This window comes from Sodalis ligni (genome assembly GCF_016865525.2).
Lineage (GTDB): Bacteria > Pseudomonadota > Gammaproteobacteria > Enterobacterales > Enterobacteriaceae > Acerihabitans > Acerihabitans ligni.
Window position 1 is genome coordinate 4,787,343 of the sequence record NZ_CP075169.1, and the last position, 22,612, is coordinate 4,809,954.

The window sequence follows — 22,612 nt, forward strand, 5'->3', positions numbered from 1 at the left end:
AATTGACACACTAACATTCAAATAGAGTTAGCGGCAGCATAAGGAAGGGAAATTGAAGACTGGGGAACATTATATATTTTAGAAAGATTTTGAAGGTCCGGCGACTTGCTTGTCACCGGATCCGCGGGCCAGCTATTCTCATGCGGGGGCGTCAGGCCGTCGCCATCGCTTTCCGAAACCGGTTCATAAAGCCTATTAACCTCCCCGGCTGTTTTTCACATATTCTACGATGGAATCGTACTGGCCGCCTTCCATGAAATTGGTGATGGACATAAAAACCACCTTGCCGTTGTCATGCAATTTCTTCGCCCGATCAAAAAGCTGGGCATGGGTGACTATAAGGTCGACGTCCTTGGGGACTTCTTCGATTTTGGCATTCTTGACGTCGATATCAAGCATGGCTTTTTTAAGCTTCGTTCGCAGAATTGAAGCCCCCATGGCGCTGGATCCCATACCGGCATCGCATGCTACGATGATTTTACGGATAGTGACGCCGTGTACACGCGCCAACGCCTCTTGATTGAGCGCAGCAGCGGCGTGGGGATCGGCATCCGCCAGTTCCGGCGCGTCCGCTTCTTCCGGGCTCTTATCCATCTTCAGCAGTACCGTCGCCACGGCGAAAGCCACCGCCATTCCGGCAAAGAAACCCACCAGATTGCCTAACATCGCCCCTTTAGGCGTCAATACCAACATGGCGAAAAAGCTGCCCGGCGACGGCGTGGCGACGGTCCCCCCGCCCAGCATCAGGAAACAGGTCAAGGAGGTGGTAATCCCCGCCATGGTGGCGAATACCAGCACGGGTTTCATTAGCACGAAGGGAAAGTACACTTCGCCGATGCCGCCGACACCCGCTATCAGCGCGGCGGTGGGCGCGGTTTTCTTCGCCATGCCTTTACCGAAGAAGGAGATGGCCAGCAATGTACCCACCGACGGGCCGCAGTTGGCGTCAACCAGGAACAGCACTGATTTGCCGTGCTCGGCCACCTGTTGCAGGCCCAGCGGGCCCATAATGCCGTGGTTAATGGCATTATTCAAAAACAGCACCTGGGCCGGCGCGACAAATATGGAAATCAGCGGCAGCACTTCATGGGCGATACTCCAATTGACGCCGGCCGAGAGGATATGAATCAATACCGAGATAATCGGACCGATGATCAAATACCCGAGCAGGGTGATGACAAGACCGACAATCCCCATGCTGAAGTTACTGATCAACATTTCAAATCCGGCCCTGAAGCGCCCCTCAAGGTAGTGATCGACCTTTTTCATCAGCCATGCGGCGAAGGGGCCGATAATCATGGCGCCGCCGAGCATGGTAACATTGGAGCCGATAATGATACCCATCGTAGCCAGCGCTCCCAATGCCCCGCCGCGCTGCCCATGGACGATATAGCCGCCGGTAAAGCCCACCAGCAACGGCAGCAGATAGGTTAATATCGGGCTGACCAGAGCGGCCAGATGCGCATTGGGTATCCATCCTGTGGGGATAAACAGCGCCGTAATCAGCCCCCAGGCGACGAACACGCCGAGATTGGGCATTACCATTCCGCTCAAGAAGTTTCCAAATCGCTGAACCTTCACGAGGAATGATTTCTTTTCACCTATTTGTTCAGTATTATCAATCAGCATTGCTTTCGCCCCGTTTGTAGGATAATAAGAGCTTCTATCGTTTTATTTGATAAAAAATTTATCTCGACTTTCCGCCGGATATATTAACAATCGTACCTGTTATATAGCTTGAATGATCCGAGACCAGATAACTGACCAAATCTGCTAATGCATAGTGTTCCCCCGGTCTGCCCAGAGGTATGGAACCGGTATAATCATCGTCTATCTTGTTGGGATCCCAGCCGCGCGTATAGGCCAATGCACGATAATTTTCGTCATTGTTCATATTGGTCCGCTTGTTGATGCCCGGCGCGATACCCACCACCCGGATACCAAATTTTCCCAATTCTTTCGCCCAGGAACGGGTAAAACTATTCAGCGCTCCTTTGGTCGCGGAATAAATACTCTGTCCCGCAGATCCTTCCGTACCGGCCTCAGAAGAAATATTCACAATCGTTCCTTTGCCGTTATCAATCATTTGCCTTACCGCGGCCTGGGTGCAAAGGAACGGCCCTTTTGATTGACGTTGACAATAAAATCAAAATCCGCCTCGGTGGCCTCGTATTGATTGTCCTTTTATAATAATCCACTAATAACCGAGGTCGGTTAACACCGGCATTATTAACCAGCGCATCGATTTGATGATATTCATCAATGACGGTGCGTATCATGGCATCGACATCCGCTTTGTTGGCGATATTGCATTTAATCAACAAAGAAGCATAGCTCTTGGCCTCTTCATTGATATCCAGATCGCATACCACTACCGTGGCATTGTTGGCGTGTAGGGTTTTCGCAATTTGCGCACCGATACCCGACATGCCGCCGGTGACAATAACAACCTTCTTACCTAAATCCAGCCAGCCTGAAGTACTCATAACGTTGGTCCTATTCGAGATTTGCATGGAATTGCCACAAATTATGCATGTCGATATTTTTTTCACGAACAATCATCAAAGCGATGGTGTCGCCCAGCAGTAATAACGCCTGTTCAAACAGGCTGGTCATCGGCTGTATGGAATGGACTTCATCCGGCCGATCCAGCTTTGTTTGTACCGGGATCCTGACAAAGATATCGGTATGTTCCCGCATCGAGCTGCCGGGGTTGGAGCCAATATGCGCCACGGCGGCGCCAAAAGAACGAGCCTTTTTGGCGATGCCCAGCGGAAACATGCTCTCGCCGCTGCCGGAACCCACAATGAGCAAATCATTTTTCGTAATGGCCGGTTCGGTGATTTGCCCGACGATATAGGTTTTTATCCCTAAATGGGCGAGCCGCTTGGCGATGGCTTCCAGGGACAGCAGGACCCTTCCCACGCCGACAAAAAAAACCTTTTCGGCACGTTGTATATGCTCCACTAACGCCAGAACATCATCGGCAGCGATGCTGCCCATGGTGTTTTCCAATTCTTTGATAATTGCTGATTCAGTCTGATGATAATCCATCGCTGCTCGCCCTCTGACATCGGTTAAATACTTAGCGGTTTTTCCAGCTTGCCGTGTTGTATTGCTGCATCCAGCAACTTTTTATTCTCCTGCAAAGAGCGGCCGGGAATATAAAGACTGGTACTGCCCAGCACCAGGTTGGTAGCCCCGGCACGAATGAGGTGCGGAATGCTTTCCAGCGAAACCCGACCGTCAACCTGAATTTCCGTGGTAAGTTTTCGCTGTTTGATCAACGCAGCGAGATCGGAGATTTTCTGTTCTGAATACGCCGCCTGTTTCTCCCCCGCATCGCCCGCAAAACCGGGATTGATGAGCATCAATAACACCTGGTCGAGCTGAGGCAGCAGATAATCCAGACAGGAAAGCGAGGTGGCCGGGTTCAGCGCCAAACCTGCCCTTACCCCCTTTCTTTTGATTAAATTCACTAACCGGTCCGCATGCAGGCTGGTTTCATAATGAAACGAGATTTGCTGAACGCCGATGGCAAGAATCTGTTCTATAAACCAATCGTTATTGGTGGACATGATGTGAACATCAAAATCCAGTGAGGTTTTTGCCCGCAGCCTTTTAATCGTGTCCAGGCCTAACGGCATACTGGGGCTAAAAGAAGCGTCGATTACGTCAATGTGCAATGCATCGATCCCGATATCTTCCAGCGCTTTAACCGATGTTTCCAGGTTTAGCAAGTCCGCGCACATAATTGATGGCGAGGTAATGATTTTCTTATCCATCTTTCATTCCTTCTAAAATATTATCAGTCTGTTTATTTTTTATTAAACAGATTTTCTTTTAAAACGTTATTCACCCAAACCTGACGCAATGGCGTTTCGCAACGCTTCCAACGCTTGGGGCGCATCGTCTCCCTGAATAAAACGCGCACGTTATGTCCTTGCTTTATACCCAAGACCATAAGACTTAGCAGACTGCGCGCATTCACCTGTTTTTCACCGCGGTGGGTATTACAAATTTTCACCTCACTCTTGAAAGGCTTGAGGGTATCAACAAAAAAAGCACCGGGCCTGGCATGTAATCCATTAGGATTATTAATAATAAAATCTTCAATTAAACAGTTCATGCTCATTCTCTTCTCACGGCAAATACGATTACTCCGTAGGCATGCGATGCAAATGTGCTTTATTACGGCAATACCTATTCGTTGCCGATGTAATACACCGGCATCTTTTCTTCGCTGTTAAAAAACCGCGACCTTTATGTTGTTATGCGCCAATATATCCAATCAGATTAAGTCAACGCTGCCTAAATTTGCCAAAAAACAGCCTTATAATGCGAGCTCAGTCGGATAGAACGCGCAGTAATAATTATCTTTCCTCTCAGCAGAACATCACAGGCCGAGCAAATTCAAAATGTCGGCTTTATTCGTGGCATGCCGCATTTGCTGGACGTTCTCCTCTTCCATACAGGCGATGGCAATCTGATTAAGAATATCCATGTGGCTACCGTCTTTACCGGCGATGCCAATAACAATATGGGCAATATCATCTTGATTGTCTTTGCCGAAGCTGACTCCGTTTGGAACCTGGATCACGGCAATACCCGACCGTATGATTTCATTTTCCGAACCGTCGATGCCGTGGGGCAATGCCAGATTGTTTCCCAGGTAGGTGGAAACCACCTCCTCACGCTTCAACATATAATCAATATATTTTTCAGTTACGTAACCGCCATCAAGCAGCAATTTTCCTGCGGCTCGGATCGCATCCTCCTTTCGGCTGAAAGAGGCATTTAATACGATGTTATTTTCATTGAGAATAGTGGTCATTTTAAGCTCCTTTGATCCCGAGTCAGATAGGTCTAAGTCAATGCTTTGATGTTAAAGACTTATCACAACCTTGCAACAAAAAAGACATTTTCGCCCTCTCTTAGTCGATCCAACCCAATCAGAGTTGGATTTCGCCCTTGCTATCCAAAGGCTTTGAAGCGTAATATCTGACAATACCCAACCAAACACTCACAATCGCAACCATAATCGCAATATCCACGGGAAAAACGAGTCAGGCAAGATTTTTGTCTAATAAATTAGATGTGCTTCACAAAAAATCCCAGAAAGAGCGATTCGGCCAAAAAAGCCCCACCGTAAGCGGGGGTGCAAATCCGCATTGCCCGGCTAACGCCTGAGGGATCAAAGCCAGGAACATTCTCGCTCACAAAGGGAGAGGACCGGTATTGACTTCCTTAATCGGTCTTTATACTCTATCTTATTGATGTTATTAATTATCTTGAGCGTGGTAATTCGGATGAGCAATTCCCTGACCATAGAACGCAGAAATAAGCTCGCTCAAATACTGATTGCGGAAGGCAGCGTTAAAGTCGGCAAGCTGGCGGAGATTTTTGGCGTATCCACCGAAACCATACGTAAAGACCTTATTTATCTGGATCGTAAAGGGATTGCCACCAAAGGACACGGCGGCGCCATTGCCTCGGGCAGCATCTTGACCATAGAGCAGCCGCTGGCGCGCAAAAACACGGAAAATCTGGATATTAAAAATAAAATCGCCCAGGTTGCTTCGCAGCTTATTCCTGAAAAAGGCGTTGTTATTCTAGATACCGGCAGTACTATCCAGTGCGTTGCCAATACGCTGGTCATGAAAAGTAAACTTACCATCATTTCAAATGCTATTAATATCGTGCAACCACTGGCGGGTACCGATAATGATATTTACCTGGTGGGCGGTAAAATCCATTCCAACAGTTTAGCCATGGTGGGCCTGTGGGGGGTTAACGTTTTCGAATCGCTGAATGCCGACATTGTTTTTCTCGGCACCGACGGACTGCGAGGCAGGCATGGTCCTTGTACCGCCTCCTATGAAGAAGCGGAAATCAAAAGAGCCATGGTAAAATGCGCCACCATCAAAGTGGTGGTCAGCGACAGTACGAAATTCAGCAGTTCCGGGCTATTCCAGTTCTGCAATTGGTCCGATATCGACTATTTTATTACCGACTCCGCCATTCCCGAAAATGAATTCAAGGATCTGGAGAGCCTGACGGAAGTGATTGTCGTCGATTGACCGTACGTAGCGGACCCCCGCTATGAAGCGGTTATGGTGAAGCCAACGCCCCCAAGCAAAAAAGCGGGGAGTCAGGCCGCATCATTTCCGAAAGAAGATGCGGTCAATGTTAATGCCGTTATTTTGTCTGATAACGCTGGGCGGCATGGGACTGGGCAAAATGCGGCAGCATCGCCCGGCGGGCCGTATCATAGGCTTGCCACAGGCTTTCGTCATGCAGCGGGGGAATAGTCACCGTCTCCCGGCGATCGAACCCCACCAGCGCGGCGTCAACCATTTCTTCCACCTCCATAACCCCCTGCAGCGCGTTCACATCGCGTCCGGCCCGTTCCCAAATTTCCGTACGGGTCGCAGCGGGCAGCACCGCCTGGACATAAATTCCTTTTTCACCCAGCTCAGCGTTGAGCGCCTGCGACATGGCGATGACAAAGGACTTGGTGGCGCCGTAGATGCCCAAGGGAAACTCGGGGGCCAGGCCCACAACCGAGGCGATATTGATAATGGCGCCTTGCCCGCGGGCCAGCATGCCGGCAAGCGCGGCGGCGGTAAGGCGGGTTACCGCCAGCACATTAAGATCAATCAAGGTTTCCATTTTGTCCGGGTCGGCATCGATAAACGAACCGTGATTGGCCGCGCCGGCGTTATTGACCAATAATCCGATGGCGGGATCTTCCCGCAAACGCTTTTCCACCTGATGAAGGTCTTGCGGACTTGTCAGGTCTGCCCGCAGAACATCAACCTGAACGCCAAAATCGGATCTCAGCTCTGCCGCGAGCGATTCGAGGCGACTGAGATCTCGGGCCACCAAAACCAGATGATAACCGCGTCCAGCCAGTTTTTTTGCGTACGTGGCGCCGATTCCGGTGGATGCGCCGGTGACCAGGGCCGTGGAGTGAAGTGAAGTCATAAAGGAGTCCTTTAGATAGATGCTGTTAACATTCATGCATAGGCTTGCTAATAGTGACGACCATCATCATAGGAGAGGCGTTTGAATTATGCAATAGTGTTGACTATCATCATTGCGAAAAAAGACTTTTTGTCCGATAATGATTATCATCATTTGCCCTCAACCCTGACGGATGTAAAGAGATGAAAATCAGCCGCGATCATCTTGCCGATAATCGACGCCGGATCCTGGATGCCGCTGCTCAACTGATGCGTGAACAGGGATTTGAAAATGTCAGCATTGCCGATGTCACCAAAGCCGCGGGGTTGACCCACGGGGCGTTTTACAACCACTTCAAATCAAAAGACGACCTTATCGCCAAGGTGTTCGAGCATGTACTGTTTCTTGAAAACGGACAGTCCCCGTACGCGGACCTGGATTTGAAAACCTTCGGGCAAAACTATCTGACCACACTGCAGCGTGACAATCTCGGTAACGGCTGCATGTTTTCGGCCCTGGGCTGCGAGATTCCCCGCACATCGCCGGAAACGGTTGCCATCACCACCCGGGCCATAAAAGCCCAAATCGAACGCTTTAGCCAAACCGCTCCCGGCAACAACGCGGAAGAACGCCGGCGCGTGGCGATTTCGCGCTGGTCGGCCATGGTTGGGGCGATGATTTTGGCACGGGCGGTGGATGATGAAGCGCTGTCCGAAGAGCTGCTGAGTCAGACGCTGGCGTCTTTTGAACCCTAGAAGTTTACCGCCACTGATAGAGCAAACCTCAGCAGGGATTAAATCCGCATTGCCTGCGCGTCTGTTCCTGCGATAAATCGGTGAGCAAGGCGGCGTAGTCCCATGCCGCGGGCGAGTCGTCAACAACCCCCAGCACATATTCGGTGGCGAGGTAATATTCAGCGGGAAGCGGCCCCACCAATACGGCTGAAGGATGCAGCCGTATTTCCGTCAATTGCGCAATGGCGAGAACGGATTTATCCGCGGCCGCCATCGCCGCCACCGCCTGCGCACCGCCGGGGAACTCGACGATATCCGGCGTGGATCGGGAATCGAAGCCAAGGCTTTTCAATAGATAAACCGTGTGGCGGCCTATGGTGGACTGGCGCAAATCGCCGGTGAAAATCGCGTCCACAGCGCTTATCGCCCGGCGCAGCGCGGCAACGGTGGAGATATCAGCCGGCTCCACGCCTTGGCGGCAAGCGAGACAGGTGGGGGTAAAACCGAGGGTCCCGGCGGGGGCGATACGCTCTGGAAATTCCCCGGCCAGGCGGCGCAGCAGGTCCGGCGTCAGGGCCACCAGATCGCAGTGCTCACCCGCCGAGAGGGCCTGGCGCGCCCGATCAAAGGTCGTGCCCACCGCCGCGAACTCTTTTGACAGCCTGAGCTGCCGGTGCGCGGAAAATTCCTCGCAGGTGGACTCTATCAAGCCACGCGCGGCACCCGCGCTTTTGATATAGAGATCTTTCACAGACGACTCTTCTTCGCCAAAGGCGTATGCCCGCTGCTAAACGTTATAATTTGGCTGGGGACCTGGTTTTTGCCAGCCATCATATGATAACTCGCCATGAGCCGTTTTTGGTAGGTCCTTCCCTCACCAGTAACCCTTTGTCCTGCAATATCTTGATATTGCGCTCAACAGTGCGACGATTCACTGCCAGATCCTCTGCCAGTCTGGCCATGGTAATGGAAGGATATTTAGCGATGATCGTTAGAATTTGTTGTGCGGTGGCATTCAAAGATAATCGCATTTCTACCGGCATTTCTACCGGTATTTCTACCGGTATTTCTACCGGCATTTCTACCGGCATTTCTACCGGCATTTCTACCGGCATGATGATAGCTTCATTTCGCTGAGCAGCAATACCTTCGGCCAAAGCTGAGATAATGATATCCAGCATAAAAGTCACAAAAGCCGTGCAGTCGCTGGTACCATCGCATTCACCCAGCACATCATAATATTCCTGCTGCCGGTGATGGATTAACGTTTCTACCGACAACCAGGCCAGCTCCGGTCGCCATTCACCTAAAATCAAGGTTTGCCATATGCGCCCCATGCGACCATTGCCATCGGCAAAGGGATGAATGAATTCAAATTCATAATGAAAGACAGAGCTGGCAATCAATGGATGAGCATCGGTGTAATGTAACCACTTCAGTAAATCGCCCATTAAACGCGGCAACTGATGAACCGGCGGCGCCATATGGATAAGCCGCTTTTCACGGTAAACCCCAACATTACCTTTACGCAATTGACCCGGAGTGTCCACTAACCCTGTCATCAGTAGCCGATGGGCGGCCAATAAATCTGGCATTTGATCGCTACGCCAGTAAGGCATTTTTTCATAGGCCTGAATGGCATTACGTACTTCCTGGATATCTTTTACCGGCGCCAGCACCCGTTTGCCGTCCATAATGGCGGTAACTTGCTCAGTGGTAAGACTGTTATGTTCAATGGCCAATGATGCTTGAATAGTACGGATGCGGTTTTCTTTGCGTAATAACGGGGAAGATCGTCCGGCTTGCTCGGACCAATGTCCCAATAACTCGCCGACCTCCGCCACCCGGGTAAGGATCGTGGGTGTGATACTGTAAGGCGGTTGATAATCTGCCATTCGGCTCCCCTTGTTGATTCCGACTTTATAATAAATTAATCTGTAAAATCAGTCCAATAAGCGGTCATCTCATTTTTATCCGACCACCCAGGTCCGATTGAACGCGGCCCGGACAGGGCAGACTAAAAAAAATCCCCCCTCTGCCACTCGAATTCATATGTGGCACGCCGAGGAGCCAAATACATTTTTAGCACCGCCAGCGAACGTAATTCTTGGCGTTGCTGAACCTGCTCTTCAAGCAATTGATGTAATTTTTCGTTGTGTTTCCTGAATTTATTATCGATGGCTCTAGCCGTTTTGGCACCGAATTTTTCCCAAATCATGCCCGACAACGATGAAGGATTTTCCGTCTCGGCCAGTTCGGCACTAAGCGTCTTAATCCGCTGCTGCATCAGCGCGTTGATAGCGGGTATCTCAGCCTGGCTAAAATGGAAATCCGGGTCCGAATATCGGTGGTACATTTCCAGTATCGTCCAAACATCATGGTTTTTTTTAGCCTTGGATAATTGCACCATCAAAAGATGTTTTTCATTTTTTTTCGCCGGGTCCGCTTCCCGATCGGGGTGCAGGATGTTAGCGAGCTTTTTGTACATCTTCTTAACTTCTGGCGATTTTAACAGACCATCCAAGGTGTGCTGTGCGTTGTCAATTTTCTGATCGGTGCGGCCGTCACCCGCTTCATTGTCATCGCCATAGTCGCCATCATCACCTGCGTCATCATCATGCAAGCCGTCGTCATCCACCTCTTCATCTTCATCGAAGATACTTTCAGCATCAGTGAACAGACGGTCCAATGTGTTGAACATCTTTTCAGGATTCATCATCAGCTCAATCAATTCCGCGTCGCTCAGTTGCCCGTCTGAGCCGTACTCATCCTTGACGTACTGGCGAAATTCATCAATCTCATATTGAGTTGGCTCGTCGTCCGGTATCGTGTTCAAGGCGAGAAACTGCTGACGTAGCGCTTCCAGATCGAGATGTTCATTAAATGGATGATGAAACAGCTCTTCCAATTCTTCCCCTATCCAAGAAAAGAGCGCTTCGCGATTATACTTTCCCAGCGTTTTTTTATCGGCAAATGAGATTAGCCGGAGGGTTTTGTCGTAGAGCGCCTGGACGTATTGGTGCTCAATGGGCAACACTTCCTGGCGGAATCGGGCCATTACAGCATCTTGCTGCTGAAGTTTTATTGCCATCTCACGCTGCAACCGGTCAATGGTTTCCCAGTGAGTCTGAAATTGCCGCTGCGGATCGCCTGCAGAAGATTTAGTCACGGGCCTGGATTTTGCCAATTTGCGTTGTGCCAACGAATTATCCTTTCCGGGAAGATCACCTGTTGCCGGAATTTTACCATTTTTTCCGCTTTTGATGAATGAGGCGTCCCTCTTGTTTCCCTGACATAAAGACTCCGTTATCAGGGGCACTGTGACCTGCCCCCAGGAATTAATCCAATGCTTAACTAGTCACATCGTTTTGTGTCATATCAGCTTTACCGCTGCGGTAGTTTGCAGCAAATTCCGACGGCGTCTGGTAATTAAGTGTAGAATGCGGTCTTCGCTCGTTATAATCCTGTCGCCAGTCGCTGATGATCTCCCTTGCCTGATCAAGATCCTTAAACCAATGTTCATTCAGGAATGCGTCCCTGAACCGCCCGTTAAAACTTTCAATAAAACCATTTTGCGTAGGCTTCCCCGGCTGAATAAGTTTTAACTCAATGCCATGAGAATGAGCCCATTGATCCAGTGCATGACCGGTAAACTCCGGCCCTTGATTGGTACGTATCGCTTTGGGATAGCCCCTGAATAACGCCACATTGTCGAGTATCCGCGTCACCTGTTCGCCAGAAATCCCATGCGCGACAGCAATATCCAAGATCTCTTTGGTAAAATCATCCACACAGGTCAGACATTTAATCCGTCGGCCACCAGCGAGGGCGTCCATGACAAAATCCATCGACCAGGTCATGTTTGGCTTACAGGGCCGGTCAAGAGGCTGACGCTCCACGGACAGCCCCTTACGACGTCGGCGCCGGTGTACCGCCAGTCCATTTTCGCGATATATGCGTTAAACCTTTTTATGGTTCACTTCGATGCCATCACGCCGCAGTAGTTGCCAGATACGACGGTAACCGAAGCGTCGGCGCTCGTGCGCCAGCGCTTTTATCTGTTCCGACAGCGCTTCATCTCGTTGTGCCCGAAGCCCCTTCTGGCAGGGTAGTTGACACCCCATACTGAAAATCTCAATGGGGGCAACGGAGCCTGATATGAAACGTTATTCACCGGAACGTAAAGCCGCTGTGTTGGCCAAATTACTTCCGCCTTACAACATGACCGTCACCGCACTTGCACTCCAGGAAGGGATATCGGAAGCTACCCTTTATCATTGGCGAAACCAAGCCAAACTGGAGGGGAAACCGGTGCCCGGAGCCAACAAAACCACAGACCTTTGGTCGACAGAAGCCCGCTTTGCCGTCATCGTTGAAACCGCCACACTCAGTGAAGCCGAACTGAGTGAATACTGCCGTCGCAAAGGGGTTTATCCTGAACAAATAGCCCAGTGGAAACAGGACTTTCTCCAGACACCACAAACCGATACACGCCAATCACAAAAACAGGCTCAAAAAGAAATCAAAGGGCTAAAACGGGAACTGGCCCGTAAGGAAAAAGCCCTGGCGGAGGCGGCAGCCTTGCTGGTCCTGAGAAAAAAGCTGAATCAGTATTACGGCGAGGCGGACGAGGACGACTGACCCCCGCTCACGAACGCGTGCAACTGATCCAGTTGATACGTGAAGCCATGAGCGCAGGCGCACGTCTGATCCCCGCTTGTCGGGAAGTGGGGTTAAGCCTGAGCACCTGGCGGCGCTGGAATGACCAGGCTGAAGACCGTCGACCTACAGCAGTACGTCCTGTACCGGCCAATAAACTGACCGCCGAAGAAGAGCATCAGATAGTCACGGTATGTAACGAGCTGGAATATGCCAGCCTGCCGCCGGCGCAGATCGTGCCACGGTTGGCGGACAAGGGCCGCTATCTGGCCAGTGAATCGACGTTTTACCGGGTTCTGCGCCGGCACGGTCAAGTGCATCACCGGGGCCGTAGCCGCGCACCGCTGAAGGTGAATAAACCGACCGGCTATCAGGCTGTTGGGCCATGCCAGGTGTGGACGTGGGACGTCACATGGCTGGCCTCCCGGGTTCGTGGCCGTTATTTTTATTTGTATCTGATAGAAGATATTTTTAGCCGAAAAATCGTCGGTTACGAGGTTCATGAAGAGGAAAATGGCGAGCAGGCCGCCGCGCTGCTGCACCGCACCGTATTACGTGAACGGTGTTACCGCCATCCGTTAGTGTTACATGCCGACAATGGTGCGCCGATGAAATCCCAGACGCTGAAAGAGAAACTGGAAGAACTGAGCATCACGGGTTCGCACAGCCGACCACGGGTCAGTAACGATAATCCGTATGTGGAGTCGCTGTTCAGAACGTTAAAATATGTTCCGTCGTGGCCGTCATCAGGCTTCCTGGATCTGGCTGACGCCCGGCGTTGGGCCGAGGGCTTCGGCCGGTGGTATAACGAAGAGCATCGGCATAGCGGCATCGGTTATGTCACCCCGGAACAGCGACACCAAGGAGAAGATATAAACCTGCTGGCAAAACGGAAAGCGTTATATGAATCGGCCAGAAAAACCCGACCGGAACGGTGGTCATCTTCATGCCGTCAATGGCAACGGGTCGAGGTAGTGATGCTGAATCCGGATAAGCCAGAAACCGGGTTAAAATCTGCAGCGTAAAACGAACAAGGGTGTCAACTTCGTTGACAGCTACCGCCATCATGGTATTGTTGGCACTCCATTATCCATTAATAGTTCCGTCTGACAAAAACATACGGTGGCTTACGCCGCCAAAATTTTCCTGCAATAATCATAAGTAATAAACTAATTATATTAGGATAGTGGTTTATGCCAAATGTCTATAGATATTTATTAAATTGTATGACAAAATTAACCATACCAAATAGGAAAATCGGCTCAACCAAAGAAAAAATAACGAGCACTAAATGTATTGAAAGACATTAACTCTTTTAATGCTTCTTTACCATCCCCTTACTGATATCTCTCTTTGAAAAATACCGACAATGCAAAAAGAAAGATCACACCAATAATCCCAAAGCCATAACCCATAACAGAGTCAACCCCTTTGTCGGGATCCATTTTAATAACCATAATTCCTAAAGCGCATAAAATGCCATTAATATTAATAAAGCCGAGAAATTTAATAATAATTTTTCTTTACCGCCAAAAAAATAGAATCAAAAAACAAAAGTTGCCCTATGAGATCTTACAGCAAGTTTATTTTTATGACAATAAAATAAAAATATCATTAAGCACAATACTATGGAAAAAGCATGCTGCATGCAAAAAAATAATCATAATTATTTCCCTCTTTATCAAAAGTATAACTCCAAATCTCATTGCTAATGGTACCATTAGGTTCAACAGAAGATTCTGTATCATGATCTTTTATTGTACCACTAAACCCAAATCCTGAACCTACTCGCAAAGACCCCCAATACCTTCCGTACCTATAGATGCTTCTAAAGTAAATAACCCCAGACCAAGACTAGCACCATAGTCTTTATCAGTATTAATGCTTGTTAGAGAATAAGGTCCAAAATCAAATCCGGCACTGACATCACCACGCAAACCAAAAACGCTGGTCGCGCCAAAATCAAGACTAGCTTTATCTCCAGTAATTCCCCCCTCCAAATATGCTCCGATGAGATATCCAACGGAAACGCCCGCCTTGGCTGACCCGTGTATTTTATACTCGTCTCCAATTGAGGGTTGCAAATGTGACTGTGCAATATCTTCATCTATTTTATCTGATGATTCTCCTTTAGCGGCTTCATCAAAAGCTAATGTTGCATCAGACTTTACTGCCTCTGTCATCTGCCCCCAAAAAGATCCCTCCCCAAAACCATCACTCAACTCATTATTATCAACCGCATTCTTGCCCGCATCCGACCCGACCGCCGCACCCGCCCCGCCATTCCCGGCCACCGTGCCCGCCAGTCCCGCCGCCAGGGTGCTTAATGTCGAGATAGTCTGCTTTTGTTCTTCCGTCAGGTCCGCGGTCTTGATGCCGGGATAAAGCTCGCCCGTTATTGCTTCAGCGGCCAGTTCGCCACCGGCGCCCCCGGCCGCTCCCGCCGCCGCCGAATTCCCCTGCAAATGTAGTCCCTCCGGTTTTTAGTACCACTGCCAATGAGGATCTCCGACCAGTTTTTGCCTTGCGTAGATAACTGGCGGCATATTGCCGAGTGAGCTGTGTGGACGCTCCTCGTTATATTCTGTACGCCAGCTCTCTATTAAAAACCGCACTTCAGATAGCGTCCGGAACAGATACATATCAAGTATTTCTGTTCGCAGGGTTTTGTTGAACCGCTCGATAAATCCGTTTTGCATTGGCCTACCAGGCTGAATAAAATCCAGCATGACACCGTTATCCTCTGCCCATTCAGCCAAGGCAACAGCGGTAAGTTCGGGTCCGTCGTCACTTCGAATATAAGCCGGATAACCTCTCTCGCTGCTGAGTCGGTCCAGGATACGGACGACACGATGAGCCGGTATATTTAAATCAACTTCGATTGCCAGTGCTTCCCGGTTAAAATCATCGACCACATTGAACAGGCGGAACCTTCGCCCATCTATCAAGGCATCACTCATAAAATCTACTGACCAGCAGTGGTTCATGTTATGCGGAATAACCAAAGGCTGGGGATGACGGTTGGGCAATCGTTTTTCCCTTACGCCTGAGGTTTAACTTCAACAATCGATATATTCGGTAAACCCGTTTTGCATTCCAGCGCTGTCCGAACTGACGTAACTTATTGAACATCAGACCAAAGCCATAGGCCGGATACTGTTGCGCCAGTTTTGTAATGCCTCTATCACCGGCAGATCCCGCGCGGTGTTATGGCGATAATGCAAAAGACTTCGACTGATGCCAATAATCCGACACCCGCGACGCTCGCTGGCGTGATGTTCCTTCATGACATAACGCACCAACTCGCGTTTCTCAGGTGCCGTTAAAGTTTTTGCTACGACATCCTTAAGGATTTCATGATCCAAGCTCAGGAGGCATACATCTGCTTTAGTCGGCGATTTTCTTCTTCAAGCTCTTTCATCCGCTTGATATCCGAGGATTCCATCCCGCCGTATTTGGATTTCCAGTTATAGTAGCTGGCTTCTGAAACACCGTTTTCGCGACAGACATCCTTCACATGCCGGCCACCTTCAACTTCTTTTAGGACTCGCAAGATCTGAGTTTCAGTGAAACGCGCTTTCTTCATGATGAGCCTCCCGTTGGTTGCATTTTAACCAGAGAACTCCATTAAGCGGTAAGACTAAATTCAGGGGGGACTACACAAATACGCCACCAGCCCGCCCACCAGGGCATGGCCCAGGGCATTTTCGGCGACATTGACCTGTTTTGTGTCGGGATCGGTGGTGACACCTTTTACCACCTGCGACAGATAGGGCGCCAGACCGCCCGCCGCCGCTTGCGTCAGGTCACCGCCCGCCAGACCCGCCAGCGCCCCGCTGATGGCATCCCCCAGGATGGCGTAGGTGCCGCCGATGCCGTATTGCGACTGTACCTCATTAGAGACTGCGTCAAGCATGTCCTTCTGCTGTGCCGCCGACGCCTGCTGATAGGCCGGTGTTCCCTTCAGCTTTTCCTGTTGGCTATCGGTCGTGGTCGTGGCTTCGTATTGCAGCACATCCTGCACCACGTCCTTGCTGACCTGGCCCACTTCCTGGGTGAACGCCAGGTTTTGCTCTACCTGCTGCTTATCGAAGATTTCATCAATATGGCCGTTGGCGTCCGCCGTGTCATGGCTGAGGGTCGAGATATCCTGTTGTTGGCCGGCGGCGTCGCGGATAGTCAGCGTGCCGTCGGCGATGGCCGACGAACTGGTGCCGCTGGCGCTGCCGCTTTGGCTGTCGCTCAGCGAAGGCAGCGCGAACGGCGACGCGCCGCCGCCCGCGCCGGCGGAAAAGCCGTAGCCCGTGGCGCTGTAGTCGGCGGCATTCTGGATAGCGTCCCAGCCCAGGGTGCCGGTGGACAGCTGGTTGTCCGCCGCCGCCGCGGTGGAGGCAATCACCGCGCCGTTAAGCTGGGTATGGTCCCCCACCTGGATGTCATAACCCTGGTCGCCGGCGAACAGGCCGCTTTGCGCGCCGACGCTGGCGTATTGGCTGTTGATGCTGGAACCGCTGATACTGAGCGACCCGGAAACCGGCATGGTGCCGAAGGAAATGCCCAATCCGCCGGATACCGATTTTTGCGACTCCTGATATTCATCAGTGTCCTGCAGGCTGGTGATGGTCAGGTCGCCGCCCACATTGGCAACTATCTTATCCCCCAGCGCCTGCGCGCCCTCCAGCACCGTATCGCCCCCGCTGCTCAGGCTGAGCTGGTCCTGGGCGTTGACGCGGATATTGAGAAGATCAGTGGTGCTGCCGTCGGCGTTATCGCTGGCCATATAGCCGTTGGCGAATACCCCGATACCGGTGGAGGCCCCTACGGAGATTTACAAAAGTTGCCTAACCTATGATGGGTACCCCCCCTGCAAGGCCGGTGGGTGATTTGTTCAATTCGGCGCTTGATCAGATCACTCAATTCGGGCAGAGTTCCATCAAAGTGATCTACTATTTTGCAAAGCTATGTAGTTGCATAAAACATCAATACATATGCTTTGTGACAATTATTTTTGCGATGAAGAGAAAAATAGCCTCATCAGTATATCCCATAACTCGCACTTTATTAGATAATGCCACCAGATACGAAAGTACATTTGATTAGCATGAATTACCTCATTTGAAGTTGTTCACCCTCGCCATTTCTGCCTGAACTATAGAACTTCAATCTACAAACCTACGTTATAGCCAAAATCATTTTATTACTATCTAGATGGCGGATTTTTAATATATCTAGTAACTTGAATATTAATATTCCAAACCAAACAGCAATGCCTGTTATCAGGCCAAATATTATTGCTCTTTCTAATTGAGGCTCAGGAAAATTAAATGTTCCATTTATAAAATAAAATATTAATGAAATTATAAATCCAAAATCATTGGCATTGCTATAAAAAAGACAGCAATATAAGAGTAGTGTAAAATATCTATATAAAATTTTCATCATTTACCATCTTTACTTTCAAGTTGAGGCTTAGCAATCTCATTTATGTAGCCGTTTGTAAACTCAGATAACTCATCAGCTCCTAATTCATAAATAAATTCCGGAATTGAATTATCATTTAAGATTTTTGTACAACCACTGGCGCATATCCTCCAAATAATCCACCTGCAAGTGATCCAGCGGCTGCGCGGTAATCTCCCCGTTTTCAACAGGATCTTTAAAGAATTATGCCACCAATGCGAGCTTCTGCATGGGTGTTATGCCGCCTAGCCCCATATGGGGACGTTCATGGTTATAGGTCCAAAGCCACCGCGTTGCGAAATCTTGTACTTCGGCTATATAACTAAACACATATTGATTCAGCCAGTCATAACGTACCGCGCGGTTAAATCGCTCTATATAGGCATTTTGCTGGGGCTTGCCCGGCTGGATATAAAGCAAGGTTATTTGATGTTTAATCGTCCATTTTTGCAGTTGGATACTCAGGTATTCCGGGCCGTTGTCGCACCGTATACAGGCCGGCTTTCCGCGCCATTCGATGAGCTGTTCAAGTGAACGAATAACGCGTTCTGACGTCAGGGAAAAATCAACATCCAGGACCAGGCCTTCCCGATTAAAATCGTCTATCACATTGAATGTGCGGAAACTTCTGCCATCACTTAATTGATCATGCATAAAATCCATTGACCAGGTATGGTTGGTCTTGTCAGGCACAACTAACGGGGCCGGATGAGGCCGGATAATCCTTTGTTTTGGCTTGATCCGCAAATTCAATTTGAGTTCGCAATAAATCCGATAAATGCGTTTATGATTCCAATGAAAGCCTTTGACGTTACGCAGAAATAAATAACACAGACCAAATCCCCAACTACGGTGTCGTGCCGTTAAATCGGTAAGCCAATTGGCTATTTGCACATTTTCATCACGCAATTTAGTGCAATAACGGTAGCCACTTTCGCTGAGGGCAAAAATGGAACAGGCCAGGCGGATAGAGATACCTTTAACGCTGACTGCGTGCCGCGCCATCTCGCGTCGCCGGGATGGCGTTACCACTTTTTTTGCATGGCCTCCTGGATGATCTCGGATTTTAAACGCTCTTCGGCACACATCTTTTTGAGCCGTCGATTTTCATCTTCCAGTTCTTTCAGGCGGGCCATCATTGAGGCATCCATACCGCCAAAGCGTGAGCGCCACTTATAAAAACTGGCATTACTCATACCATACTCGCGGCAAAGCTCAGAAACCGGTGTACCTGCCTCAGCTTGCTTCAAAATGGCCATGATCTGGCTGTCGCTAAAACGTGATTTTTTCATCCGAATCTCCTCGATTCATGTTACGAGAAAATTCTACTTATGAGTACCCCAGTTTTTCGGGGGGATTACCGCGCCACCTATGGAATCTGAATTTGTCCCGTCAGTAAATATCGCCCCGCCCACCGCAATTCCCGTATTTGCTATGATACCACGCCCTGGAGCCAATCCTCCTGTTACCGCTGCTGCGGTGGTACTCCAATAATCATATGTTTTGTTTTCATTGCCAGGTTGGCTCATGTCATACCACTGATAAGCAGCGTTTGCACCTGCCCCCAGAATTAAACTAACCACCACATTATCAATTGCCGCAGCGGGTCCGATGTAAACTCCACCAGCTATTAGTACCCCATTCTCATAGCCATCAACTATGGCATTGGTGATATTGGCACCTTCCGGTAAATCTCCCTGCGCATTCTTAGTCAGCTCTGCGTTGATTTGGTCTTGTGTCGCCCCTTGCTGTACCATCGACGTTCCTAATGTTGTTATCGATAGTCCATAGTCCGCAAATCCCGTGCCGAAATCTCCAGGACTTAAATCATTATTATCAACCGCATTCTTGCCCGCATCCGCCCCGGTCACACCCCCTGTCGCGCCATTGGCGGCCACCGTGCCCGCCAGCGCCGCCGCCAGGGTGCTTAATGTCGAGATAGTCTGCTTTTGTTCTTCCGTCAGGTCAGCGGTAGCAATGTCGGGATAAAGCTCGTACGCGATAGCGTCGGCGGCCAGTTCACCGCCGGCGCCTCCCGCCGCTCCCGCCGCCGTGGAATTCCCCTGCAAATACGCCACCAGCCCGCCTACCAGGGCGTGGCCGAGGGCATTTTCGGCGACATTGACCTGATTTGTATCCGGATCGGTGGTGATACTTTTCACCACCCGCGATCGAGTAGGAGGCGGGATTACTCCCGCCGTCCTCTCACACCACCGTACGTACGGTTCCGTATACGGCGGTTCATTTACAACACTGGAACTGCCTGTGCAACTCCAGCAGCGATAACTGACCTGCACGATCGAAGAGTTTCTTCGGCAGCGCTTGGTTCATATGACTTGCCCCCGCGTTCCACCAGGGTCCGCGCTGGTTCGTCGCCGATATCCACGCCCTTTCTTCGCTCAGGCCGCCTTTCATCAGCATCCTTGCCCGTTTGTATGGCCTTTTCCAATGCCGCCACAGCAGACAACGCAGCTTACGGCGGACCCAGCCGTCCAGTTCTTCCAGTATCCCTTTGACTTCGGTCAGCCGGAAGTAACTTATCCAACCTCGCAGCACCGGAGCAAGCCCGTCGATAACCGCTTTCAGCGCTTTTGAACTGTTTCCGTCGTCAGGCTGCGGATTTTCTCCTTCAGCCTGGACACGCTGCTCGCCGCTATCTTCAGTTTTGCCTGCTTGTGCCACGTCAGGCTATATCCCAGGAACTTGCGCTCCCAGGGCCTGGCCACCGCGCTTTTATCTCGGTTCACCGTCAACCGCAGGTGCTTTTCCAGATACCGGCTTATCGAGTTCATCGCCTGTTCTCCCGCCTTGCGGCTGCTCACGTAGATATTACAGTCATCCGCATAACGGCAGAACCGGTGGCCCCTGCGCTCCAGTTCACGGTCAAGGTCGGTCAGCAGCAGGTTGGAGAGCAACGGCGATAACGGGCTGCCTTGCGGCATCCCTTCCCGCCGTTTTGTCACCACTTTGCCGCTGACCATGTCCGCTTCCAGATAACGCCTGATGAGCCTGAGCAGTCTGACGTCTTTGATTTTGCGGCTTAGCCTCGACATCATGATGTCGTGGTTAACCCGGTCAAAGAACTTCTCCAGATCCATGTCCACCACCCAGCGCCGGCCGCCTTGCACGTAGGCTTGTGCTTGTCGCACCGCCTGCCACGCATTGCGGCCCGGTCTGAAGCCGTAGCTGGATTCGGAGAACTCAGGTTCATAATAGGGGGTAAGGTGTTGCTGGATGGCCTGCTGGATAAGCCGGTCCACCACCGTGGGGATACCCAGGACCCTGACTCCGCCGTTAGGCTTGGGCAGTTCGACCCGGCGTATCGCCTGCGGCAGGTAGCTTCCGTCCAGCAGGGCCCTGTACATGATTCTGTGTAAATGCCTTTCCTCAGAAGTGACCGTCCAGGCGGTCACCGAACTCGATAATAAAGCGGCTCATCGCCATACGCCAGTCCTTCAGCGGCATCGTCCATTTCTGTGATGCTGCCTGGATCGCCAGCCACACCACCTTTTTCACTGAGTCGTCTGTCGGGAACACCTTACGCTTTTTGATCGCGTGGCGGATTACGCTGTTCAGCGACTCGATGGCGTTGGTCGTGTAGATCACCTTGCGGATGTCCGGTGGGTAGCCAAAGAACGTGGCAAGATTCGCCCAGTTTACCTGCCAGCTGCGGCTTATCTGCGGATAGCGGTTATCCCAGGCACTGGCGAACGCTTCCAGCGCTTGCAAGCCAGCCTCTTCCGTAGGCGCCTGATAGATGGCCTTCAGGTCCCGGGTGACGGCTTTGTAGTCCTTCCAGGAGACGAACCGCAGACTGTTGCGCACCATATGCACGATACACAGCTGGATACGCGCCTGCGGGTAGACCGCATTGATGGCGTCCGGGAAGCCTTTCAGACCGTCAACGCAGGCGATGAGAATATCGTTCAGACCGCGGTTTTTCAGCTCCGTCAGCACGTTCAGCCAGAACTTTGCCCCTTCATTTTCGGCCAGCCACATCCCCAGCAACTCTTTCTGCCCTTCGATATTGATGCCCAGGGCCAGGAACACGGTTTTGTTGATGACGCGGCTATCTTGCCGAACTTTAAGTACGATACAGTCAAGGTAAACAATGGGATAGACAGTATCCAGTGGCCGATTTTGCCATTCTACAACCTGCTCCATCACGGCATCAGTCACCTTCGATACCAGCGCCGGCGAAACATCAGCGTCATACAATTCTTTAAACGCGGCGGCGATCTCGCGGGTGGTCATGCCTTTGGCGTACAACGACAGGATCTGGTTGTCCATGCCGGTGATCCGGGTCTGGTTTTTCTTCACCAATTGCGGTTCGAAGGACCCCTCTCGATCGCGCGGAGTACGCAGTTCCAGTGGCCCATCGCCGGTGGTTACTGTCTTAGCCGAGTAGCCGTTGCGGGCATTGGAGCCGGTCCTGGGCTGATTTTTATCGTAACCGAGGTGATGTGTCATTTCAGCGTTTAGAGCCGCCTCGACACTGATTTTTTTCAGTAAGCGATCAAACTGGTTGAGATCTTCCGGGGTTTTAAGATTTTTGGCCAATTCGTTAGCCAGAGCCTGCAACTGTTTTTCGTCCATAAATTAACCTGTTTTTGATGTTGGATAGAAGATATCAAAATCAGGCAATTACACAAATCTATGTACAGGCTCGGCCTGTAAGATAAAATCCCGGCTTGGGGCCGGGATTTAAAGGAAAATCGCAAATTTCTAGGATTCATCAATAATATTATTTAGCCCAATGCCTATAGTAAGAAGTAGCAGAACAAATTAATAAA

At 50.5% G+C, this 22,612-nt stretch carries 20 protein-coding genes and 3 pseudogenes; 3 read left to right on the plus strand and 20 right to left on the minus strand.

Going from position 1 to position 22,612, the window contains the following annotated elements; genetic code table 11:
- Positions 1 to 195: 195 nt before the first annotated feature.
- The 6 genes and pseudogenes from GTU79_RS22470 to GTU79_RS22495 form a co-directional block, all read right to left on the minus strand.
- Positions 196 to 1,539, minus strand: a complete 1,344-nt coding sequence (locus GTU79_RS22470; RefSeq protein WP_253073401.1) for a PTS transporter subunit EIIC — start codon at positions 1,537 to 1,539, stop codon at positions 196 to 198.
- A gap of 148 nt (positions 1,540 to 1,687) precedes the next feature.
- Positions 1,688 to 2,486: pseudogene (locus tag GTU79_RS22475) on the minus strand (sorbitol-6-phosphate dehydrogenase subunit).
- A gap of 10 nt (positions 2,487 to 2,496) precedes the next feature.
- The gene (gene hxlB, locus GTU79_RS22480) at positions 2,497 to 3,054 is read right to left on the minus strand and encodes a 6-phospho-3-hexuloisomerase (RefSeq protein ID WP_203524825.1); all 558 of its coding nucleotides are present in this window, start codon (positions 3,052 to 3,054) and stop codon (positions 2,497 to 2,499) included.
- 23 nt (positions 3,055 to 3,077) lie between these two features.
- Positions 3,078 to 3,785: a ribulose-phosphate 3-epimerase gene (locus GTU79_RS22485; protein ID WP_203524826.1), complete on the minus strand. Its 708-nt coding sequence runs from the start codon at positions 3,783 to 3,785 to the stop codon at positions 3,078 to 3,080.
- Between the two features lie 32 nt (positions 3,786 to 3,817).
- The gene (locus tag GTU79_RS22490; protein WP_253073402.1) at positions 3,818 to 4,129 is read right to left on the minus strand and encodes an HPr family phosphocarrier protein; all 312 of its coding nucleotides are present in this window, start codon (positions 4,127 to 4,129) and stop codon (positions 3,818 to 3,820) included.
- A gap of 267 nt (positions 4,130 to 4,396) precedes the next feature.
- Entirely contained in the window at positions 4,397 to 4,834 is a 438-nt protein-coding gene (locus GTU79_RS22495) for a PTS mannitol transporter subunit IIA (protein ID WP_203524828.1), read from the minus strand.
- A gap of 475 nt (positions 4,835 to 5,309) precedes the next feature.
- Between GTU79_RS22495 and GTU79_RS22500 the strand changes: the two genes are divergently transcribed.
- Positions 5,310 to 6,080, plus strand: coding sequence for a DeoR/GlpR family DNA-binding transcription regulator (locus GTU79_RS22500; RefSeq protein WP_203524829.1), 771 nt, complete (start codon positions 5,310 to 5,312; stop codon positions 6,078 to 6,080).
- 118 nt (positions 6,081 to 6,198) lie between these two features.
- Here GTU79_RS22500 and GTU79_RS22505 read toward each other — a convergent pair whose 3' ends face one another.
- Entirely contained in the window at positions 6,199 to 6,987 is a 789-nt protein-coding gene (locus GTU79_RS22505; RefSeq protein ID WP_203524830.1) for an SDR family NAD(P)-dependent oxidoreductase, read from the minus strand.
- A 182-nt stretch (positions 6,988 to 7,169) separates the two neighbouring features.
- Between GTU79_RS22505 and GTU79_RS22510 the strand changes: the two genes are divergently transcribed.
- Entirely contained in the window at positions 7,170 to 7,721 is a 552-nt protein-coding gene (locus GTU79_RS22510; RefSeq protein ID WP_203524831.1) for a TetR/AcrR family transcriptional regulator, read from the plus strand.
- A gap of 28 nt (positions 7,722 to 7,749) precedes the next feature.
- Here the strand turns inward: GTU79_RS22510 and GTU79_RS22515 are convergent, their stop codons facing one another.
- The 4 genes and pseudogenes from GTU79_RS22515 to GTU79_RS22530 form a co-directional block, all read right to left on the minus strand.
- Positions 7,750 to 8,451 carry a substrate-binding domain-containing protein gene (locus GTU79_RS22515; protein ID WP_203524832.1) on the minus strand — a complete coding sequence of 234 codons (702 nt, stop codon included), beginning with the start codon at positions 8,449 to 8,451 and terminating at the stop codon, positions 7,750 to 7,752.
- A 79-nt stretch (positions 8,452 to 8,530) separates the two neighbouring features.
- A complete protein-coding gene (locus GTU79_RS22520; protein WP_203524833.1) occupies positions 8,531 to 9,595 on the minus strand; it encodes a Fic family protein in 1,065 nt (354 codons plus the stop codon).
- 122 nt (positions 9,596 to 9,717) lie between these two features.
- On the minus strand, positions 9,718 to 10,902 hold the full coding sequence (locus GTU79_RS22525) for a hypothetical protein (RefSeq protein ID WP_203524834.1): 1,185 nt from the start codon (positions 10,900 to 10,902) through the stop codon (positions 9,718 to 9,720).
- Positions 10,903 to 11,050: 148 nt separating this feature from the next.
- Positions 11,051 to 11,791 (minus strand): annotated as a pseudogene (locus GTU79_RS22530) (IS3 family transposase); the annotation flags it as partial.
- Positions 11,792 to 11,858: 67 nt separating this feature from the next.
- On the opposite strand from GTU79_RS22530, the gene GTU79_RS22535 reads away from it, so the two are divergent.
- Positions 11,859 to 13,384, plus strand: a protein-coding gene (locus GTU79_RS22535) for an IS3 family transposase (RefSeq protein WP_203524835.1) whose coding sequence is annotated in 2 segments (ribosomal slippage) — positions 11,859 to 12,303 and positions 12,303 to 13,384 — 1,527 coding nt in all. Because the reading frame shifts where the segments join, the coding sequence is not laid out codon by codon here.
- A gap of 759 nt (positions 13,385 to 14,143) precedes the next feature.
- On the opposite strand, the gene GTU79_RS22540 is transcribed toward GTU79_RS22535, so the two are convergent.
- The 9 genes and pseudogenes from GTU79_RS22540 to GTU79_RS22575 all read right to left on the minus strand — a co-directional run bounded on the left by GTU79_RS22540 (position 14,144) and on the right by GTU79_RS22575 (position 22,415).
- Positions 14,144 to 14,824 (minus strand): polymorphic toxin type 25 domain-containing protein, encoded by a 681-nt coding sequence (locus GTU79_RS22540; protein ID WP_214513387.1) that lies wholly within the window; start codon positions 14,822 to 14,824, stop codon positions 14,144 to 14,146.
- An 18-nt stretch (positions 14,825 to 14,842) separates the two neighbouring features.
- Positions 14,843 to 15,945, minus strand: a pseudogene (locus tag GTU79_RS22545) (IS3 family transposase).
- 60 nt (positions 15,946 to 16,005) lie between these two features.
- A complete protein-coding gene (locus tag GTU79_RS22550; RefSeq protein WP_214513388.1) occupies positions 16,006 to 17,139 on the minus strand; it encodes a hemagglutinin repeat-containing protein in 1,134 nt (377 codons plus the stop codon).
- A 392-nt stretch (positions 17,140 to 17,531) separates the two neighbouring features.
- Positions 17,532 to 17,801, minus strand: coding sequence for a hypothetical protein (locus GTU79_RS22555; RefSeq protein WP_253073403.1), 270 nt, complete (start codon positions 17,799 to 17,801; stop codon positions 17,532 to 17,534).
- Positions 17,802 to 18,023: 222 nt separating this feature from the next.
- A protein-coding gene (locus GTU79_RS22560) for an IS3 family transposase (protein WP_214513389.1) occupies positions 18,024 to 19,111 on the minus strand; the annotation gives its coding sequence in 2 pieces (ribosomal slippage) (positions 18,024 to 18,859 and positions 18,859 to 19,111; 1,089 coding nt in all).
- A gap of 33 nt (positions 19,112 to 19,144) precedes the next feature.
- On the minus strand, positions 19,145 to 19,981 hold the full coding sequence (locus tag GTU79_RS22565; protein WP_214513390.1) for a VENN motif pre-toxin domain-containing protein: 837 nt from the start codon (positions 19,979 to 19,981) through the stop codon (positions 19,145 to 19,147).
- Between the two features lie 79 nt (positions 19,982 to 20,060).
- A complete protein-coding gene (locus GTU79_RS30755) occupies positions 20,061 to 20,501 on the minus strand; it encodes a group II intron maturase-specific domain-containing protein (protein WP_253073404.1) in 441 nt (146 codons plus the stop codon).
- Positions 20,402 to 21,184 carry a group II intron reverse transcriptase/maturase gene (gene ltrA / locus GTU79_RS22570; protein ID WP_253073405.1) on the minus strand — a complete coding sequence of 261 codons (783 nt, stop codon included), beginning with the start codon at positions 21,182 to 21,184 and terminating at the stop codon, positions 20,402 to 20,404. The genes GTU79_RS30755 and ltrA overlap by 100 nt, the downstream gene beginning before the upstream one ends.
- A gap of 22 nt (positions 21,185 to 21,206) precedes the next feature.
- Positions 21,207 to 22,415: an IS256 family transposase gene (locus GTU79_RS22575; protein WP_203520630.1), complete on the minus strand. Its 1,209-nt coding sequence runs from the start codon at positions 22,413 to 22,415 to the stop codon at positions 21,207 to 21,209.
- Positions 22,416 to 22,612: the final 197 nt, after the last annotated feature.

Excerpts from the sequence above, each read along its gene's own strand:
- GTU79_RS22500 (WP_203524829.1), top strand. The coding sequence starts at position 5,310 with ATGAGCAATTCCCTGACCATAGAACGCAGAAATAAGCTCGCTCAAATA.
- ltrA (WP_253073405.1), bottom strand. The coding sequence starts at position 21,184 with ATGTACAGGGCCCTGCTGGACGGAAGCTACCTGCCGCAGGCGATACGC.
- GTU79_RS22470 (WP_253073401.1), bottom strand. The coding sequence starts at position 1,539 with ATGCCCAATCTCGGCGTGTTCGTCGCCTGGGGGCTGATTACGGCGCTG.
- GTU79_RS22555 (WP_253073403.1), bottom strand. The coding sequence starts at position 17,801 with ATGATGAAAATTTTATATAGATATTTTACACTACTCTTATATTGCTGT.
- GTU79_RS22520 (WP_203524833.1), bottom strand. The coding sequence starts at position 9,595 with ATGGCAGATTATCAACCGCCTTACAGTATCACACCCACGATCCTTACC.
- GTU79_RS22510 (WP_203524831.1), top strand. The coding sequence starts at position 7,170 with ATGAAAATCAGCCGCGATCATCTTGCCGATAATCGACGCCGGATCCTG.
- GTU79_RS22485 (WP_203524826.1), bottom strand. The coding sequence starts at position 3,785 with ATGGATAAGAAAATCATTACCTCGCCATCAATTATGTGCGCGGACTTG.
- GTU79_RS22505 (WP_203524830.1), bottom strand. The coding sequence starts at position 6,987 with ATGACTTCACTTCACTCCACGGCCCTGGTCACCGGCGCATCCACCGGA.
- GTU79_RS22575 (WP_203520630.1), bottom strand. The coding sequence starts at position 22,415 with ATGGACGAAAAACAGTTGCAGGCTCTGGCTAACGAATTGGCCAAAAAT.
- GTU79_RS22490 (WP_253073402.1), bottom strand. The coding sequence starts at position 4,129 with ATGAACTGTTTAATTGAAGATTTTATTATTAATAATCCTAATGGATTA.
- hxlB (WP_203524825.1), bottom strand. The coding sequence starts at position 3,054 with ATGGATTATCATCAGACTGAATCAGCAATTATCAAAGAATTGGAAAAC.
- GTU79_RS22495 (WP_203524828.1), bottom strand. The coding sequence starts at position 4,834 with ATGACCACTATTCTCAATGAAAATAACATCGTATTAAATGCCTCTTTC.
- GTU79_RS22550 (WP_214513388.1), bottom strand. The coding sequence starts at position 17,139 with ATGGCCAGCGATAACGCCGACGGCAGCACCACTGATCTTCTCAATATC.